The organism is Parasphingorhabdus flavimaris (assembly GCF_013371215.1).
In the GTDB taxonomy this organism is placed as follows: domain Bacteria; phylum Pseudomonadota; class Alphaproteobacteria; order Sphingomonadales; family Sphingomonadaceae; genus Parasphingorhabdus; species Parasphingorhabdus flavimaris.
Window position 1 is genome coordinate 777,991 of the sequence record NZ_JABWMH010000003.1, and the last position, 17,071, is coordinate 795,061.

At 53.3% G+C, this 17,071-nt stretch carries 14 protein-coding genes; 12 read left to right on the forward strand and 2 right to left on the reverse strand.

What is annotated here, in order from left to right:
- Positions 1-54 precede the first annotated feature (54 nt).
- Both HUO14_RS12630 and HUO14_RS12635 read left to right on the forward strand, forming a co-directional pair.
- Positions 55-4,302, forward strand: a complete 4,248-nt coding sequence (locus tag HUO14_RS12630; RefSeq protein ID WP_100092319.1) for a strawberry notch-like NTP hydrolase domain-containing protein — start codon at positions 55-57, stop codon at positions 4,300-4,302.
- 145 nt (positions 4,303-4,447) lie between these two features.
- The gene (locus tag HUO14_RS12635; protein ID WP_173202587.1) at positions 4,448-6,427 is read left to right on the forward strand and encodes a ParB/RepB/Spo0J family partition protein; all 1,980 of its coding nucleotides are present in this window, start codon (positions 4,448-4,450) and stop codon (positions 6,425-6,427) included.
- Between the two features lie 90 nt (positions 6,428-6,517).
- Here HUO14_RS12635 and HUO14_RS12640 read toward each other — a convergent pair whose 3' ends face one another.
- Positions 6,518-7,684 (reverse strand): ATP-binding protein, encoded by a 1,167-nt coding sequence (locus HUO14_RS12640; protein ID WP_173202588.1) that lies wholly within the window; start codon positions 7,682-7,684, stop codon positions 6,518-6,520.
- Positions 7,685-7,815: 131 nt separating this feature from the next.
- On the opposite strand from HUO14_RS12640, the gene HUO14_RS12645 reads away from it, so the two are divergent.
- From HUO14_RS12645 to HUO14_RS12675, 7 genes are all read left to right on the forward strand, one after another.
- Positions 7,816-8,742, forward strand: a complete 927-nt coding sequence (locus HUO14_RS12645; RefSeq protein ID WP_176280138.1) for an ArdC family protein — start codon at positions 7,816-7,818, stop codon at positions 8,740-8,742.
- Between the two features lie 112 nt (positions 8,743-8,854).
- On the forward strand, positions 8,855-9,190 hold the full coding sequence (locus HUO14_RS12650; protein WP_246255562.1) for an MbcA/ParS/Xre antitoxin family protein: 336 nt from the start codon (positions 8,855-8,857) through the stop codon (positions 9,188-9,190).
- Positions 9,162-9,899, forward strand: a complete 738-nt coding sequence (locus tag HUO14_RS12655; RefSeq protein WP_100092315.1) for an RES family NAD+ phosphorylase — start codon at positions 9,162-9,164, stop codon at positions 9,897-9,899. The genes HUO14_RS12650 and HUO14_RS12655 overlap by 29 nt, the downstream gene beginning before the upstream one ends.
- A 245-nt stretch (positions 9,900-10,144) precedes the next feature.
- Positions 10,145-11,101: a DUF2493 domain-containing protein gene (locus HUO14_RS12660; RefSeq protein WP_176280139.1), complete on the forward strand. Its 957-nt coding sequence runs from the start codon at positions 10,145-10,147 to the stop codon at positions 11,099-11,101.
- A gap of 122 nt (positions 11,102-11,223) precedes the next feature.
- Positions 11,224-11,688 carry a DUF6878 family protein gene (locus tag HUO14_RS12665; RefSeq protein WP_173202589.1) on the forward strand — a complete coding sequence of 155 codons (465 nt, stop codon included), beginning with the start codon at positions 11,224-11,226 and terminating at the stop codon, positions 11,686-11,688.
- The gene (locus HUO14_RS12670; RefSeq protein WP_176280140.1) at positions 11,688-12,047 is read left to right on the forward strand and encodes a DUF6915 family protein; all 360 of its coding nucleotides are present in this window, start codon (positions 11,688-11,690) and stop codon (positions 12,045-12,047) included. Before HUO14_RS12665 ends, HUO14_RS12670 begins: the two co-directional genes overlap by 1 nt.
- 373 nt (positions 12,048-12,420) lie before the next feature.
- Positions 12,421-12,810, forward strand: coding sequence for a single-stranded DNA-binding protein (locus HUO14_RS12675; protein WP_100092311.1), 390 nt, complete (start codon positions 12,421-12,423; stop codon positions 12,808-12,810).
- 83 nt (positions 12,811-12,893) lie between these two features.
- On the opposite strand, the gene HUO14_RS12680 is transcribed toward HUO14_RS12675, so the two are convergent.
- Positions 12,894-13,139, reverse strand: a complete 246-nt coding sequence (locus HUO14_RS12680) for a DUF6437 family protein (RefSeq protein ID WP_100092310.1) — start codon at positions 13,137-13,139, stop codon at positions 12,894-12,896.
- A 338-nt stretch (positions 13,140-13,477) separates the two neighbouring features.
- On the opposite strand from HUO14_RS12680, the gene HUO14_RS12685 reads away from it, so the two are divergent.
- The 3 genes from HUO14_RS12685 (at position 13,478) to HUO14_RS12695 (ending at position 17,064) form a co-directional block, all read left to right on the forward strand.
- Complete coding sequence (locus HUO14_RS12685) at positions 13,478-13,699, forward strand: hypothetical protein (protein ID WP_089132038.1); 222 nt, start codon at positions 13,478-13,480, stop codon at positions 13,697-13,699.
- A 769-nt stretch (positions 13,700-14,468) separates the two neighbouring features.
- On the forward strand, positions 14,469-14,801 hold the full coding sequence (locus HUO14_RS12690) for a hypothetical protein (RefSeq protein WP_100092291.1): 333 nt from the start codon (positions 14,469-14,471) through the stop codon (positions 14,799-14,801).
- Positions 14,791-17,064, forward strand: coding sequence for a type IV secretion system DNA-binding domain-containing protein (locus HUO14_RS12695; RefSeq protein ID WP_176280141.1), 2,274 nt, complete (start codon positions 14,791-14,793; stop codon positions 17,062-17,064). The genes HUO14_RS12690 and HUO14_RS12695 overlap by 11 nt, the downstream gene beginning before the upstream one ends.
- Positions 17,065-17,071: the final 7 nt, after the last annotated feature.

Here is a 17,071-nt window from a genome sequence, read left to right on the forward strand (position 1 = left end):
TGTGCACGAGAAGGCCGTCTGAGGTCTGTCCGTGCCTAACGGAGGAAAACCATCATGACTCTACAAAACGCACAGTTGCAACTTGACGATACACAGGATCTGGCCAGCGAAATAATAATCAAAGCCGCTCACGAAATAGCAGGTCGTCTAGAGACAAGTTCCCAAGTCACACGAAAAGACATTAATGCCATATTCAAGACCTTCACCGGAAGCAGCGACGCGACAGATGGTTGGTCGGTAAAAATGTCCGGCTGCGCTATCGAGCTGGCCGAACTGATGTGGCTTCGTGATCATTCCGGTATTTCACTCCATTCCGATTTTGCTGAAGCCGACAGATGCTTCGCAACTCTGGAGCAAGTTCTTCCGCCACAACATAACCGGCATGATGACCAGATTGCCCTCCAGCAGTTTTCGACCCCCGCCCGGCTTGCCTGGGCTATGGCTTTGGCAGCGGGCACAAAGCCCGAAGATATCGTACTCGAGCCATCCGCGGGAACGGGAATTCTCGCCATCTGGCCGCATCTTGTTGGCGCGAAGCTAATCCTCAATGAGATCGACGGCCTGCGCGGTGCGTGTCTAAACGAGCTGTTTCCGGGCGCTCCGCTCTCCTCACACGATGGCGAGCTGATCGACGAACTGCTTCCACCGCGCCACAATCCAAATCTTGTCATAATGAACCCGCCATTTGCCCGTAGCGCAGAACGGGGCAAAGACTACCGCTCAGCCCTGCGGCACTTGCGCTCTGCCTGGCGGCGTCTGGCGCCAGGCGGACGGCTTGTCGCGATCATGCCCGAAGGCTTTGACGCGACCATATTTGCTAAAAACGATCCTGCTCCCTGCGCTCTGCGTTTGGATGCGCGCATCATGCGATCTTTCGCCCGCCGGGGAACCGGCATCACCGTGCGCCTGGTGGTCTTCGATAAATTTGTTTCCGAGCAATGCGTAACACCAATCGACATCGCTGATTTTGAGGGTTTGTACAGAGCCTGCTGTGCTTTGCCCGCTCGCGCTACCTCCAAACCAACGGCGCAAACTTCCAGGTCCAATGCAAAGCCATTCGCGCTGGTATCGAACGATCGTTCGAAACGCCCTGTCGCGCCAGTTTCCAAATCCTCTCCAGACTCGCAAATATCCGAAAAACTCATCTTTGAAGTTCTCGGCGATGCGGCACCAACACCGGAGCAAAAAGGCATTTATCTAGCCTATCGGCCAAGCCGGATATCAATCGCCAATGCTCCCGTTCACCCGACCCCACTGGTGGAATCGGTAGCGATGGGGTCTGTTGCTGCGCCAGTCCCGCAGCACCAGCCATTGGTTCCGGCAGACTGGCGGGAGAAACAGCTTCTTTCCGATGCACAATGCGAAACGCTTATTTATGCAGTAAACGCCTTCGCCCGCGATTTGCCCGGTACTTACAGGCCAATCAACAAAGGCTCTGGGCTGGAACCGTCCGAAGAGGGTTTCTGTTATCGGACTGGCTTCTTCCTAGGTGATGGAACTGGCGCGGGGAAGGGCCGAGAGATTGCTAGTGTCATCATGGACCGGTGGCTGCAGGGTCATTGCCGTCATATCTGGATTACCAAAAACGAGACCTTGCTTGAGGACGCCCGCCGGGACTGGTCCGCGCTCGGCGGCTTGCCGCTTGATATCCAGTCGCTTTCGAGCTGGAAGCTGGGAAGGCCGATTTCAATGTCAGGCGGGATTTTATTTGTCACCTATCCAACGCTGCGCTCGGGCAGGATGGATACGACTAGACTTGCTCAAATATTGGAATGGGCAGGGCAGGAATTTGATGGCGTCATAGCCTTTGATGAAGCTCATGCGATGGCGGGTGCGCTGGGGGGAACGGGAAGCCGCGGCAAAGTCAAAGGATCCGAACAGGGCATTGCAGGTCTGCGTCTTCAAAATCTTCTGCCCAGCGCGCGAGTATTATATGCATCAGCAACCGGCGCATCTGATATTGCCAACCTTGGTTATGCGGCGCGTCTTGGATTGTGGGGACCGGAAACCGCCTTTCCCAATTATGACACGTTCCTCACCGATATCCGAGCGGGCGGTATTTCTGCGATGGAACTGGTCGTGCGCGACCTTAAATCCCAAGGTCTCTATCTGGCCCGCGCCTTGTCCTTCGCGGGCGTTGAATATGAGCTTCTCGAACATGAACTGACCAAGGAACAAATATCGGTTTACGATAGTTATGCCGGGGCTTGGGCGATTATTCACAAGAATCTCGAGGCGGCCCTTGAAGCCACGCGGATCGTTGATGAGGATAGCGGCGATACGCTTAACCGAAATGCAAAAGCAGCGGCGCTTTCGATATTCGAGGGTACCAAGCAGCGTTTCTTCGCGCAGCTGCTGCTATCGATGAAACTTCCCAGCCTGCTCCCGGCGATCGAACAGGCATTGGAAGAGGGACATTCCGCCGTTGTGCAGCTTGTCTCGACCGCCGAGGCAATGCTCAACCGCAGACTTGCCGATCTCAGTGCTGAAGAACGCGAGCAGCTTGATATCGACCTGTCCCCGCGCGAATATGTCATTGATTATCTGGCCAAAAGTTTTCCGGTCCGTTTGATGCAGGTGTTCCTCGATGATGACGGCAACTTGCGATCAGAGCCTATGTCCACTTCGGAAGGCCATCCAGTCCTCTGCCCGCGCGCCGTTCAGGCAAGAGACGCGATGATCGAAAAGCTGTGCGCGCTTCCGCCCATTTGGGCGGCGCTTGATGCGGTAATCGAACGTTTTGGAACAGATCATGTTGCCGAAGTGACGGGCCGGACCCGCAGGCTTGTAAATGGCAGCGACGGACGTCAACGTCTCGAACGCCGCACGGCGCGGTCGAATTTAATCGAAGCTCAGAGCTTTATGGACGGCGAGAAGCGCGTGCTTATATTTTCTGACGCAGGCGGGACAGGCCGGTCCTATCATGCCGATCTGGACGTACAAAACCAGCAGCGGCGCGTGCATTTCTTGCTCGAGCCGGGCTGGCGGGCCGACAATGCCATACAGGGTTTGGGCCGCACCAATCGTACCAACCAGGCATCCGCGCCGCTCTTTCGGCCCGTAACCACTGATGTCAAAGGTGAACGGCGTTTTATCTCCACCATCGCCCGGCGCCTCGACAGCCTTGGCGCTTTGACTCGCGGCCAAAGACAAACAGGCGGTCAAAACCTGTTTAACCCGGCTGATAATCTTGAAAGCGAATATGCTCGCGACGCGCTCACTAGCTGGTTCCACCTGCTTTATGCAGGTAAATTGGATGCCGTATCACTGGACCGCTTTCAGGATGTCACGGGCCTTAAGCTTGAAACACCCGATGGTGATCTGGCTGAAAAACTGCCAACCATCCAGCGCTGGCTAAACCGGATATTGGCGCTGCCCATCGCTCTGCAGAATGCAATATTTGATGAATATCTGTCGCTGATCGAAGCCCGCGTCGAAGCGGCGCGTGAAGCGGGAACTTTGGATATGGGCGTTGAAACCATTGCGGTTGATACATTTGAAATTATGTCAGACAAGCTTCTGCGAACGGATGGTATTTCTGGCGCAACCACGCATCTTGTGACCTTGGAAACACAGCGCCCGCTTAAACCGCTCCGTTTCAAGCGACTGTACCAACTATATGATTTCAGCTTGCCAAATATCCATCTGCTGCAAAACGCGCGCTCGGGCGGTGTCGCCTTATCTATTCCGACCCGGCGTATGATCACCGATGAGGGAGAGACAATCGAACGCCGCCGCCTGATCAGGCCGCTAAAATCGGTAAATTGGACACTCGAAGCTTTGTCGGAAAGCCTTTGGGAGCAGGTCGATTTCAAAAGCTTCCGAAAAGGCTGGATGGATGAGGAAGAACAAGCGGCGATGGAAACGGCCCATGAACGCGTACATCTCGCCACCGGATTACTGCTGCCAGTCTGGAATAAAATCCCCGGAGAGTTTGTTCGTGTCACCCGCATTGCAGCGAGCGACGGGCGTTCGATCATTGGCCGCGAAATTTCCGAACTCGATATGGCTGATCTCGCACGGGCCTTTGGTCTCGACATGAACCAGACTATCAATCCCTCCCGGATTGCAGAAATGGTGATGCAAAGCGGCAAGCCGTTTTCAGTTCAAAGCCATGATGACCTTATGGCCAAACGCTCACTGGTCAATGGCAGCCAGCGACTGGAACTGACGGGCTTTTCAGCCGAGCGGCTCGTCTGGTATAAATCCAAAGGCTGTTTCACCGAGATTATCCGCTACCGCACGCGTCTATTCGTGCCGGTCAATGAAGCAGCGCAGATACTGGAAAAACTGACTGCCTAAGCGCTTCCGCTCTCCCTCAATCTCAAACCACCAGAAAGCGAACGCGTGATCTCTAAGAATGAGAGGGGAGGAGGCTTGGCTCTTTTGAACCCGGTTTTGGCGATGGTCGCCGAAAATCGTTAGTTCGATCAATCAGGAGTTAAAAATGTTCAAATCTATTCCACTCAACAAACTCGTTGAATCCAAGAAAAATGTCCGCAAGCGGACTGATCCGGCAGCCGATGCATGGCTGAAGGCGGATATTGCTGCGCGAGGATTGTTGCAAAATCTGGTCGTCAACGCGATTGCGCGCGGCAAATTTGAGGTCACGGCAGGTGGCCGCCGTCTCAACCAGTTGAAGGCACTTGCCAAGGACAAAGCGATTAAGAAGACCGAGCCGATCACATGTCTGGTCAAAAACGGCGAAGCGCATGAAATCCGGGAAATCAGTCTGGCCGAGAATTTCCAGCGCGTAAAACTCAATCCGGCTGATGAAGCCGAAGCGTTTCAGGATATTGTGAACGACGGCGCAAGCGTTGAAGATGTTGCCATTCGCTTTGGTCAGACCGTTCGCTTTGTCGAAGGGCGTTTGCGGCTCGCCAAGCTCGCACCAGTGGTTTTTGAGGCGTTGGCAAGCGGTGACATCACGCTTGATATTGCAAAAGCTTACGGCGCGACCTCGGATGTCGAACGTCAGGCCCAGGTGTTCGAGGAAGTCTCTGGAGGATATTACAGCGTAAATTCCGACAGCATCCGGCGCATGGTTCTGGACGCCAGTGTCCAGGCCAGCGATCCCCGCGCCGTTCTGGTCGGACGCGATGCTTATCTCGAGGCAGGCGGCAAGATCGACCGGGAGCTCTTCGATGATGATGAAACTGAAAGCTGGGTTGACGTTGCTCTTCTTGAACGTCTCGCTGCTGAGAAAATGGAATGGCGATCCGACGAGATCAAAGATCAGCATGGTCTTGCTTGGGTAAAGCCGACGCTCGACTGTTATGTCTCGCATGAACTTGTCGAAGGCTTGAACCGGCTTCCTACCGAGCTTGAACCGCTTAGCGAGGAGGCAATCGCGCGTCTGTCTGAATTGGAAATCGAATATGACGGCGAAGCTGTCATCCTCGAAAATGAAGACAGCAGCGAAGATGACGTTTTCGCAGCCGAGAAACGCGTGTCGGAAATCGAACAGGAAATGCGCTCGCTGGATGATCGCAAACCAGTTCTGGCCGATGCGCTTCGCAGCGAAGCAGGCGCTTTTCTGGCACTTGGTAACGACGGGATACCGACATTGGTTCCGCAATATTATACGGACAAGGTTGATGTCGAGCATGAAGATGAAGGCGTTGAACTAGTCGAGGAAGGCGAGGCCGCCCAACCCAAGCGCACGGCGCTTTCCAAACGCCTTGTCGATGAACTGGCGATGCAGCGGCGCGATATTTTGTCGCTTCATGTGGCAAGCGATCCGGCGCTCGCGCTCGATTTTATGATCTTTACGCTTGCGGATAGCGACAGCCATGACTGGCGGGCACAGGAGGCATCGACGCTGAAAGGCCCTGTTGCAAATGGTCCGGCGCATAATTTCGAGGCAAAGGATGCACCGGCAAGTGCAAGCCTAGCGGAATTGCGCGGATCGCTGGATGAAAGTTGGAAAGCTAGCACTACCGATGTCGAGCGTTTCGTGGCATTTCGGGAGCTCAGCGATGACGCGCGCAGCGCGTGGCTCGGCCATGTTGTCTCGCGAACGCTGATTGCGAGCCTGAATGTTGAAGGCGATCGCCAAGTTTCAATGCACGATTATCTGGGCGGTATCTTGGAAATCGATATGGCGGCTTGGTGGCGACCGACTGCGGCCAATTATTTTGACCGTGTACCCAAGGCCAAAACGCTTGACGGCATGCATGAGGTCGGCGGTTTGGAGCTTTCAAACCGCTACGGCGCGTCCAAAAAATCCGATCTTGCAGCAACCGCCGAACGCATCTTCTCCGGAAACTTCATCGCAGAGGCTGAAGTCAAACAGCAAGCTGCGCGGTGGGTTCCCGATGCGATGCGCTTTGCTGATTTGTCTGCGGCTGATGAAGTTTTGGAAGATGAAGCTTCGGAAGCCGGCGCATCAGAAGATATTCCAGAGATAGCCGACAAGGCTGCCTGATCCTCCTCCTGACAGGTGGTCTTCTGGCTGAAGCGGCTTGCCTTTTTAAGGCAAGCCGCTTCTTTTCATCAAAATCATGGCAGTAGGCGGTTACCGGATCGCGGCCAGTTGACCGGCAACTTCCGGGAGTGATGCAATTTCAATGCCCTCGGAATGAGGATAGCTTTCGGAGCCTGGATATATGACAAGCTTGCGATCCGGGTGTATGTCGTCGCAGGCGTTGTAAAAGCCTCTTTCCAATTTTGGCGTCAAGCTTCGCTTGATCTCAATCGCCCATCGTTTGCCTGTGGGCAGCGTCAAAAGGAGATCGATTTCCGCTCCTGCCGATGTCCTGTAAAAATTAGCCAGCGCAGCTTCAGGTGCGGCAGCGATCAGGCTTTCGATGACAAATCCTTCCCAGCTGGCTCCGGCGACCGGATGGCCAAGCAGGGCTTCGAGACTGTCTATGCCCAGTAGCGCGTGAACAATGCCGCTATCGCGTACATAAACACGCGGAGATTTGACCAGTCTTTTGCCGGTATTATTGTGCCAGGGCTCAAGACGCCGAACGAGCAGCAAGTCAACCATCAAGTCAAGATAGGATGCAACCGTTTTTCCATCGACCCCCAATGATCTTGCGAAATCGGCAGCATTTAATAAGCCTGATTGATGATGCGCGAGCATGACCCAGAAACGTCTTAGTGTTTCAGCGGCAATTCTCGGTCCCAGTTGCGGGATGTCCCGCTCCAGATAGCTGCGGATAAAATCCCTGCGCCAGCGTAGGCTCATCTGATTGCTTTTGGCAAGATAACTGTCCGGGAAGCCACCCCTTACCCAAAGTTCATTCAAATCGCCTGGATCAATTTCCAGAGGGTCAAGTGGCCGCATTTCCAGATAGGAGATGCGGCCCGCCAGACTTTCGCCCGACTGGCGCATCAGGTCCAGAGATGCTGATCCTAACAGGAGGAACCGGCCCGTTCTCCTTCCCTTTTTACGCCCTTTGTCAATCAATCCGCGCAAGTTCTGGAAAAGATCCGGAACACGGTGAACTTCGTCGAGGATTACAAGCTTGTCTTCATGATTGCCAAGATAAAGCTCCGGTTCTCTTAATCGGGACCGGTCAGCATCCGATTCCAGATCGAGATAGAGGGAAGGACCGCTTTCACCAATTTCCTGCGCTAGAGTCGTTTTACCCACCTGACGCGGCCCAAGCAAGGCTACTGCTGGACTTTCATCCAGTCTTTCGAGCAAAATATCGTGGATTCGGCGGTTAATCATCCTTGCATTTATGGAGTACAGTTCCAGAATTGCAAGTTATATTGATAGCCTGACTTCCTGATGAGAGAGGAGAGGGGGGCTTGGGCCTGTCTGATCCGGCAATTTTGCTGGATATATTCAGGAGAATACACATGCCCAAAAGATCATATCTCTCACCGAAGATATCCCCAGCCGCAAGGATCACCGCCGCGATCATTGAAAAACTGGAAGTTGGAACAAAACCCTGGATACAGCCTTGGAGAGGACTTCCAGTCTCACGGCCCTTGCGCAGTTGCGGTACGCCCTATCGCGGAATGAATGTATTCTGGCTCTGGATGATGGCGCAAGAGAACGGCTATAGCGCGCCATACTGGATGACCTACCGGCAATGCGCATCGCTTGGCGGTCAGGTCCGCAAGGGCGAAAAATCGTCCATCGCCATATTCTACAAAAGCTATACCAAAGAAGTCGAAGCTGCGGATCATGGTGAAGCGCAGGAGGAAACCCGCCGCGTGCTCAAATCCTATGCTATATTCAATGCCGATCAATGCGACGGTCTGCCCGAACGCTACCATCCCACGGCTGAAGTATTGGATATCGAACCGGAGGGACGAGCGGAAGAGTTGGATCAATTCTTTGCGCGAATTGGTGCCAATACCCGCGAGCATGGCAGCAGCGCCTACTATGAACCGGTAGCTGACCGTATTACGATGCCGCCCATCAGTCTGTTTGATGGCTATGACCAATTTTGTGCGACCCTTTCTCATGAACTTGGTCACTGGTCAGGCCATAAGTCGCGCCTGAATCGTGATCTCAAGAACCGTTTTGGCAGTGCTGCTTATGCCGCCGAAGAGCTGGTAGCAGAGCTTTCCAGTGCCATATTGGGCGCGGAGCTTGGCCTTCCGGTCGGACATCTGGATAATCATGCAAGCTATATCGCCAGTTGGCTAAAGCTGCTCAAAAAGGATGATCGCGCTATACTGACAGCGGCGGCGCGCGCGGAAGAGGCGTCAAATCTGCTGTTGAGCCTTGGCGGTTATGTGCAACAAGAGTCTGGTGAATTATCCGATGCCGCATGATTGAGCAAAAAACTTGCAATCTTGCAAATGAAAGATTATTGTAAAATACATTCATTAGAAAGAAATGAAAATGACTAAACGGGCACTCAAAATAGAACGGAGCGATGATAGGTTGCTAAGTTCTGCAATTGGTAGAATTGCAAAATTCTGGAACCTGAGCAATGTCAAATTAAGTGCGGTGCTGGGCCTGTCGGAAGCAACCATTTCCCGGCTTCGTTCGGGAAAAACATTTCTGGATCCTGCATCCAAATCTTTTGAAGCTGGGCAGTTTCTCCTGCGGCTGTTCCGCAGTCTGGACGCGCTTATGGGCAGTGATGATGATGCAGCCAAATCCTGGCTGACATCGCATAACCTTGATCTCGAGGCGCGGCCGATTGATCTCATCGACAGTTTCAAGGGACTTTTGACGGTATGTGACTATGTGGACGCCCACCGCGCTCGCGTCTGAATTTCGCCGCTACCGCAAAACCGTTTGGCGGGTGGTCGAAGCGCAGCACCGTATATCGACCAATCGCTTGGCGGAAACCTTCGAAGATCAGGCACGCCTTGAAGAGCTTGCCGAAGCAGCAAAACCCGACCTTCCGAAGTCTGCTCAGGGTCTGCATTATCTTCTCGCTTCACCCTTTCGATACGGTCATAAAAGTCTGAGCCGGTTCCGGCGGGCGAATGAGCGTCCCGGCATTTTCTATGCCAGTGAGGCCGAAGCCACAGCGATTGCAGAGACTGCCTATTGGCGACTGCGTTTTTTCAGCCGATCACCGGATTTTGTGCCGGGGAACCGGACCAGCGAGCATCTGAGTTTTTCCGTTGCTGTTTCGACCTTACGCGCGGTTGATCTTTCCAGGCCGCCATTTGACGCGCAAGCATCAGACTGGGTGCATCCCAACGAATACAAAACCTGTCAGGAATTTGCTGATGTAGCTCGCAAAGCAGATGCGCAGCTTATTCGCACAGTCTCGGTGCGAGATCCGGATGCTGGATATAATAGCGCGATATTTGACCCGTCCATATTCGCCGGGAAGACACCGGATTATCGCCAGACCTGGCATTTCCGTTTTGAGCAGGGGCGACTGAACGCCATTGCGGCTTTTCCGGGCGGGGGAAGCTACGCCTTTGAACCGAAGATTTTCGGACTACCAAGTTCGCCTGGACACTGATCCCATAATCTCCTGATGGTAGACTGAGCATCCAGCCGTTTTTTCTCCCCGCAAGAGAGGCCCTGGACCATCAGGGCTTTGACGCAACCCCGCGAGGACTGCGGCCCGTGTGGCCCGCGCCAGCCTTGTCTCGCGAGGTTCCCCGCTTGGGCAAGCGGTGCGTCATGCGCCCTGACGTTCCTTTCGGGCTCTTGCGGGATAAAGCGGCAAGGTGCCGAACATCTCCCGCATATCAGGAGAACATCATGGACAATTTATTCAAACAGCAACTTGCTGGTCTTGACCTTTCCGGTCTCACGATCAGCAGTTCCCCATTTATATCATCGGATTTTCCAGCTCAGGATGCTATCTCGCAGACACTTGCAGCTGTTTGGTCGGATTTATTCGCTGTCTTTACCGATACCGCTCTTGAAGCCGACGTTGAAGATCTCGGATGGGGCTTCGTCAATCTCTTCCACCGCGCTGCGCAGCGTAAATCAAAGCAGCTTGACCGTGCATCGGATGAGGTCCGGGCACTCATCGCATCTGCTGATGGATCGGAAGTTCATACCAGCAACCTGGAAGAGCAGATAGAACGCGCGCAAGCCGCAGAAGCCTCCATGGTCGCCTTTGAAGAAATGCGCGAGGTTGCAGCAGCGCTCTATCTCGATGAAACGCACAGCTCCTGGAAACCAGTTTCCAGTTCCCGCGCCAGCCACGGGGCGATGCTGACCTCTGCCGTCATTCAGGGGCGGGATTTTCTCAAAGCTCGCAGCCAGTCCAGACGCAAAGCGCTGATGCCCGAGGGTGCGCCAATAATCTTTGCTGGTGGCCGCAACAAGCAAGACAGTACTGAAGATGCGAAGACTTTTGCCAACAATGTCTGGGCCACGCTCGACAAGGTGCATAATTCCGTTGGTGACATGGTGTTGGTCCATGGCGGAGATGGCAAGGGTGCCGACCGTTTAGCTGCCTCTTGGGCTGAGCGTCGCGGCGTTGCGCAGCTTACCTTTTCGCTGGATCGCCATTTGGGCGCACGAGCAGGCTTCAAACGCAATGAACAGATGCTGGGGCTCGCTCCTCGCTACGTCATTGCATTTCCCGGGAATGGCGTATTGGAACGTTTGGTCATCGAAGCCAAGAGACGGCGTATCACGGTCGTTGATCGGCGCGGGCCTCTTGGCGTCAGTCCCAAGACAAAGCCAGCCGATACAGGCAGCTAGGCTGTCCGAGTCAGCACCGCTTTGGCGGCGCTGACTTTTCTCGCTGAGAGGAAAGGAGGCTCGGGTTTCCCTGAGCCGGACACACGGTGTGATCGGCTGAAACAGAACCGGAGGTATTTATCATGGAAACGAGGGAATGGATGACGGACTATTTCGACAAACAGAAAACCCGCAATGCGCGTTTGATCCAGTCTTTTCAGCGCAACAAGTCAGCTATTCTTGATGGGCTGCGAGAAGCAAATGTAGCGAGCGTTGAGCTCAACTATGACGGTATGGGCGATAGTGGTTGTCTGGAAGGTGCTACCTATTATTCGAACGATAACAAACCAATCGACTGTTCCGATACCAAAGTTGCAATTGAAATTTTTGAGATTGGTTCGACCATGATCATGCGTAAATCCATGCCACTGGCAGAAGCGCTTGAAACTCTCGCTTATGATGCGCTGGAAGTTCATCATCCGGGATGGGAAATCAATGAAGGAGCCTATGGCATCTTCAGGATCGAGGTTGAAGAGGGTACGATGGCACTGTGCTGTAGTCTTCGGAGCACCGACTATACCGAAACAGAAATCGGCGGAGAGGAATAATGTCGCATTGTCATTATCATGCGCTTTCTTCGGTCCGTAAATGGGGCGGGGAGGCAAGCGATTATCTGCCCCTGCATCAATGGTTTGATAAATCGAAGGAAATATTGGCGGACCCGCGTCACCGGGCGCTCCGGCATCATGCCGAAGGTATATTCATGCTGGAATCACTCTTCGGTACGACCATTGTTAACGCCGATGGCCGCGAGGTTCCTGTCCGCCTGATCGGCGAACAGCATGTCATGGAAGATTTGGGAACCATCCCCTCGTTTGCGGATTGGGCGCGGCTGATCGAACCACAGGCCTGGATGATGCGAGGGCAACCAAAGCTCGTCGCCGTTGAAGCGAATATGGCGGCGTAAGGCTTTTTCACGCGCAGCCTGTTCCGTACTACGTGTGCCGGTGTTGCAGGCGGGTTCCCAATATATAACCACTAAGCCAGCCGTTAAACATGCTTGCTTCAATCGTGATTGACGGATCCAAAACACGCGCTGTCAGCGTCTCCTGAAGATCAAATCAACCGTGACCAATTCGGCTTTTTCGCGAACCTTCCTGAACCAGGTCAGCCGCATTGCAACCAGCTTTGTTACCGGCCGTGTTGCACCTTTCAGGTGCTGCCCGCACCACCCGGACAAAGCTGGTTTCCCTTCGGTGCAATCCCGCTTCTCCCTGTTTCTAACGGATGTTCGCAAGCCGGAATGGTCCGGTTTGAAGATTAATATCAGGAGAATAACAATGACAAATATCGTAGTTTTGGTTGGACGTGTCACTCGCGATCCAGAAAGCCGGGAAACAAACGGTGGTACAACGGTTACAAATCTTTCGGTCGTAACCGATCGGCCAGCCCGCAACAGTGAAGGCAAGACCTACAAGGATGAAAAAGGCTTTACGGTCAAAGATGCAGAATTCCACCGTATCACTTGCTTCAACGGTCTTGGCAAAAACGTTGCCCAATATTGTACCAAGGGCCAGATGGTTTCGATCGAAGGGCGCCTGCATTATACGCAATGGGAAGATGCCGATAAAATCAAACGCTATGGCTGCGAAATTCTTGCCGATAAGGTGGATTTTCTCACCCGCGGTGCTTCCCAGGATAACAAGGATGCACCCGATATCGGTGAATAATCCTTGATCTTCATGCTTAATCAATCAGGCCTCGCCGGTTTCCCGGCGGGGCCTTTTTTATGTTCACATGCGTGTTTAGGGAGTTAGCGCGCTGAAGTAGAATTTCCAATTTTGAGTGTGGCTAGCGCCTGCTCTTCGTTCATTTTTCCAAGAACTGTTCCCATGCGCTTGAGACTTTTTGCGCTGAACGTTTCGACGCCGGTTCCCAAGAACATCCGTCCAAGTTCGATTGCCGCTTTGGTCTCCAGCTCTTGCTGTTTTGTGTCGAGTTTTGCGCGTTCGCTTTCAAGCTTTTTGAGCGCTGCCAGCGCACCTGTTTTTCTGGTCATGAGATTTCCTTTTTCTCAGTGTTGACCCCTTGAAACTCCGTAATTGCATATTGTCCCACCTGTAGGAAAATGATTTTTGCGAATGTAATCTGGATGTGGAATACGAATTTGGGGAGGGGTTGCTCACTTGAAGTCCAAGTATGATGCGCGAAGGGCCACCGCGTAAAGGACGACGGGGCCCCACCATTTTACCGCTCCGGCGGCTGGGCCGCCTTACGCGATAAAATCGTTTCCCCCATCGCCGCTTCGCGGCCGCCTGTTCCAGCCGGTCCTGTGACCCGGTAACCCTTCACGCATCACGAGACTTGTCGTCATTTTGACAAATTTCAGGAGGTAGTATGACACAGGTTATAGATACGGTATTTGATGCACAAAGCTATTTTGCGGCAGTAGAAACAGCGGAACGGAGGGCTCTACACAGCTTCTTTGATCAGCATGTCGTTGAGGACGACGACCAGGGTTATGTAGCACTGGATGAAGGAGATTATAACGCGCTACCGACATGGGCAATGAACCGGGTTGTCCATACTGTCCATGGGGCGCTGCTGGATGAATTCTAAGGACGGCACACAGGGCAGGGGCCGGAAACGGTCTCTGCCACTATTTTTGTTCGCTTCAGAAAGTGGTAGCGCCGAAAATGTCTTTCAAACCTAGCCCCCCGACCGTCGGCCTGAAAGACATTTTCTGCACTGTCGGTTGGCTTAAACCTAACAGGGAGAAATACAAGGTACTTTGCCGAAAGGCGATTCCATACAATCATTCCGGGAATCGAGTTGCTAACTATCAGGAATAAAGATTATTCAGAATTTCCGTATCGATTCTGGCCATTTGCGACCCGGGCTGGCGTTGATATGGAAAACACCCAAATCGGGTGACATAGGGGCAGCGGAATCCCCATTCTGCTGCCCTTATTTTTTGCTCGTGCTTTAGTTTGTAATTCTAGCCATGGGGTAATTGTGGAACGCCGATGTCAAGCATCAGCGCGCGTTTTTATCCATGCTATCCACGTGGCATAACGCCACATGATGTAATCGAGAAAATTCCTAGAAATTTACTGCCGAGCTGGGAACAAAAGAGCGCACACCGTACGCAGCTCGCTGCCTTGGGTATATTGTTTTATATCAATTGTTTAAGTTCCAAAATGGCCCGATGTAACAGACAAATCCTCTAAGACTTGGTGGGTTTTGGGCAAGTCTTACCCCAATCACGTCAGCATAACATATTGATAAAAAGCGATATATAACCGATTGACTTAGACTTGTTCACGATTTATTCTTATTGGGCTTTTCGAAGGGTGAACCAGGTTCTTGAACGTCAAGGAACCTGAGTATGACCAACCATATTTGCTTACAAACCTATCTTTCTTATCCGCTGGCGCAGTGGGTCAGGTCGGAGGCTGACGATCACGGGGAATGTGTCAGCGTCTTCATTCGTGATCTTGTGATGGCGGCGTATATTGCGCAGGATGAAGGTAATAGCGACGCTTTAAAAGGCCTCGACAAAGCCCGCGAGATTGTATTTTCGTCCGTAGCGCTTGATGCCATTTTGACTGCCCATCCAGATAGTTCGCTTCGGCAAAAAACCCATGATGCCTATGCCCGCCGCCTGCAGCGATTGGGGCTTGCTCCTGCCTCTTCGAATGGAGGTCGTGATGAAGCGTAATCTGGTCAATTTCACGCGCGGTAGCCAGCTTCTCGGGCACTTTGGATTCATGTTCGCAAGTGGGCTCAAAGCCCCTCTCATTATCGCTGCTATTCTCCTGTTAGGGATGTGCTATTGGCAGGTAACATCTGGCCTCACCGACCATCAGCGCTACCTTGCCGGCATGAACCTTTATGCATCGCTCTACGGGTTCATGGAGTTTGATCCTACCAAGCCGGTTAATCTTGATCTTGCCGGTGGCGCGAGCACTGAAATGGCGATTTCAACGGTTCAGAACTTCCCTCCTGTCGTGCGCGCAATGGAAGCATTATGGACTGCGCTCCGGACGGCTTTGGCCATCTCCGTATTGCTGTTTCTGCCTGCCTTTATACTATTTTATTGGGTGGCTGAATATTTTGGTGGACGGTCGAAAGAAAGTAAACATGAACGCGGAGCGCAGCTTGCAACATTGCCCCAGCTGCAAGCGGAAATAACCCGCCATAATGCTAGCGAGCAGGTAAGGGAAATGCGCGCCGAATTAGGCCGGCGTTGGCGACTGGCAGGGCAGCATGGGCTCGATGCGGCGGGCTATTATACTCCCTCTGCAATTACAGGTGTTCGTTATCCCTGGCGGCTTGAACAGAGCCATGCGATGCTGATCGGAACCACCGGAACCGGTAAAACCGTTGCCTTGCTGGAGATGATAGACGAGGCCCGCAGAAAGGGACAGCGCGCCGTCATATTCGATCTGACCGGCGCTTTTATCGAACATTTCTATGACCCTTCGCGTGATGTCATATTGAACCCGCTTGATGCCCGCTGTCCGCAATGGAGTGTGTTCAATGATTGCAGCACCATTGCCGAATTTCACAGCGCTGCTGAAGCAATAGTACCCCAGGATGGGGGCGGCGATGACCAGTTCTGGGTTATTGGTGCCCGCTCGGTATTTGTGCAATCCTGCATGCAACTGATGAAGGCGGGAACGCCAACCAACGAGGCGCTCGCAAACAAGCTGATTACGGCCGATCTCACAGATGTTCATAAGCTCCTAAAGGGTACTGTCGCGGAGCAACTGACCGCGCCCAAAGCGGCCCGGATGGCAACCTCAATCCGGGCTGTGCTTAATGCAAATGCCGAGGCTTTGATGTTGCTGCCCAAACATGGTCCGCACTTTTCAATCCGCGACTGGGTGCAGGGTGAATGCGAACGCGGCGGGATCATATTTATATCCGCGCGCTATGTGGACATGAGTATCTGTTCCAAGCTGCTAACATTGTGGATGGACACTGCGATGAATACCCTCATGTCGATGAGCCGGACATCCGATTTGCGGGTGTGGTTCATGATTGATGAGCTGGGCGCATTGCACCGGTTGCCAGCGCTGGAAAAAGGTTTGCAAACGGCCCGCAATTTTGGCGGCGCTATCGTGACTGGTATTCATGCATTTGCCAAACTCAAGGAGGTGTATGGTGAAAATATGGCGATGACATTGTCTTCGCTTGCGCGCACCAAATTAATACTGGCTACAGCCGACCGGGAAACGGCAACATGGTGCTCAGACTTTATCGGTCACCGGCAGATACGCGACATGGAAGAAGGCTATAGTTACGGCTATAATAATGCCCGTGATGCCGTCAGTCTAACCCCCAGAAGGCAGATCGAACCGCTGCTGCTGCCCGATCAATTTATGAACTTGCCGCGGCTCAACGGCTACATCAAGTTCCCCGATGGCTTCCCCGCTGCGCCGGTTAAACTGGTCCCGCAATCCTGGCCCAGTCTGGCAGAAGGATTTATTGCGCGGGCATTTGATGAGCCCGATGAACTGTATAAACCTCGCGCACCCAGCAAAGAACCACTGCCGTCTTCCAAGTCTGAAGGGACGGCTAAAAATAGCCACAGCGGGGAGGAGGAGCCAGCAGCGGACTCCGATGACAATGACGAAGGCGTTAAACAATCTGCGGCCGATCAGAAGGAGTTTGCCTTTCGGGAGCCCGAAGAAATCACCGACGTCCAGTTGTCCGATGAGCCTCAAGATAAAATACTGAAGGGCAACACAGCGGATCCCGCTACCGATGGTCCGATTAAATCGCTCGGCAAGGATGAGCAGGCGCCATCACCGTCTCCCGAAGATGACAAACAGCAGCGCTCTGATCTGCCTGATCCATCCGATCCACCGAACAAGGCCCGGTCGCTGAGCGGTCTGCCGCGTGATGCTGGCCGGGATCTCCGTGAGGGCGCTGTGCGTGATGAGCCGGACCGCGATATCGGCGAATATGACATGTGAAACCTGC

What these genes read in the sequence shown, in the direction of transcription:
- HUO14_RS12690 (WP_100092291.1), top strand. Translation starts at nt 14,469, where the DNA reads ATGACCAACCATATTTGCTTACAAACCTATCTTTCTTATCCGCTGGCG.
- HUO14_RS12670 (WP_176280140.1), top strand. Translation starts at nt 11,688, where the DNA reads ATGTCGCATTGTCATTATCATGCGCTTTCTTCGGTCCGTAAATGGGGC.
- HUO14_RS12665 (WP_173202589.1), top strand. Translation starts at nt 11,224, where the DNA reads ATGGAAACGAGGGAATGGATGACGGACTATTTCGACAAACAGAAAACC.
- HUO14_RS12695 (WP_176280141.1), top strand. Translation starts at nt 14,791, where the DNA reads ATGAAGCGTAATCTGGTCAATTTCACGCGCGGTAGCCAGCTTCTCGGG.
- HUO14_RS12635 (WP_173202587.1), top strand. Translation starts at nt 4,448, where the DNA reads ATGTTCAAATCTATTCCACTCAACAAACTCGTTGAATCCAAGAAAAAT.
- HUO14_RS12660 (WP_176280139.1), top strand. Translation starts at nt 10,145, where the DNA reads ATGGACAATTTATTCAAACAGCAACTTGCTGGTCTTGACCTTTCCGGT.
- HUO14_RS12640 (WP_173202588.1), bottom strand. Translation starts at nt 7,684, where the DNA reads ATGATTAACCGCCGAATCCACGATATTTTGCTCGAAAGACTGGATGAA.
- HUO14_RS12685 (WP_089132038.1), top strand. Translation starts at nt 13,478, where the DNA reads ATGACACAGGTTATAGATACGGTATTTGATGCACAAAGCTATTTTGCG.
- HUO14_RS12630 (WP_100092319.1), top strand. Translation starts at nt 55, where the DNA reads ATGACTCTACAAAACGCACAGTTGCAACTTGACGATACACAGGATCTG.
- HUO14_RS12645 (WP_176280138.1), top strand. Translation starts at nt 7,816, where the DNA reads ATGCCCAAAAGATCATATCTCTCACCGAAGATATCCCCAGCCGCAAGG.
- HUO14_RS12655 (WP_100092315.1), top strand. Translation starts at nt 9,162, where the DNA reads ATGTGGACGCCCACCGCGCTCGCGTCTGAATTTCGCCGCTACCGCAAA.
- HUO14_RS12675 (WP_100092311.1), top strand. Translation starts at nt 12,421, where the DNA reads ATGACAAATATCGTAGTTTTGGTTGGACGTGTCACTCGCGATCCAGAA.
- HUO14_RS12680 (WP_100092310.1), bottom strand. Translation starts at nt 13,139, where the DNA reads ATGACCAGAAAAACAGGTGCGCTGGCAGCGCTCAAAAAGCTTGAAAGC.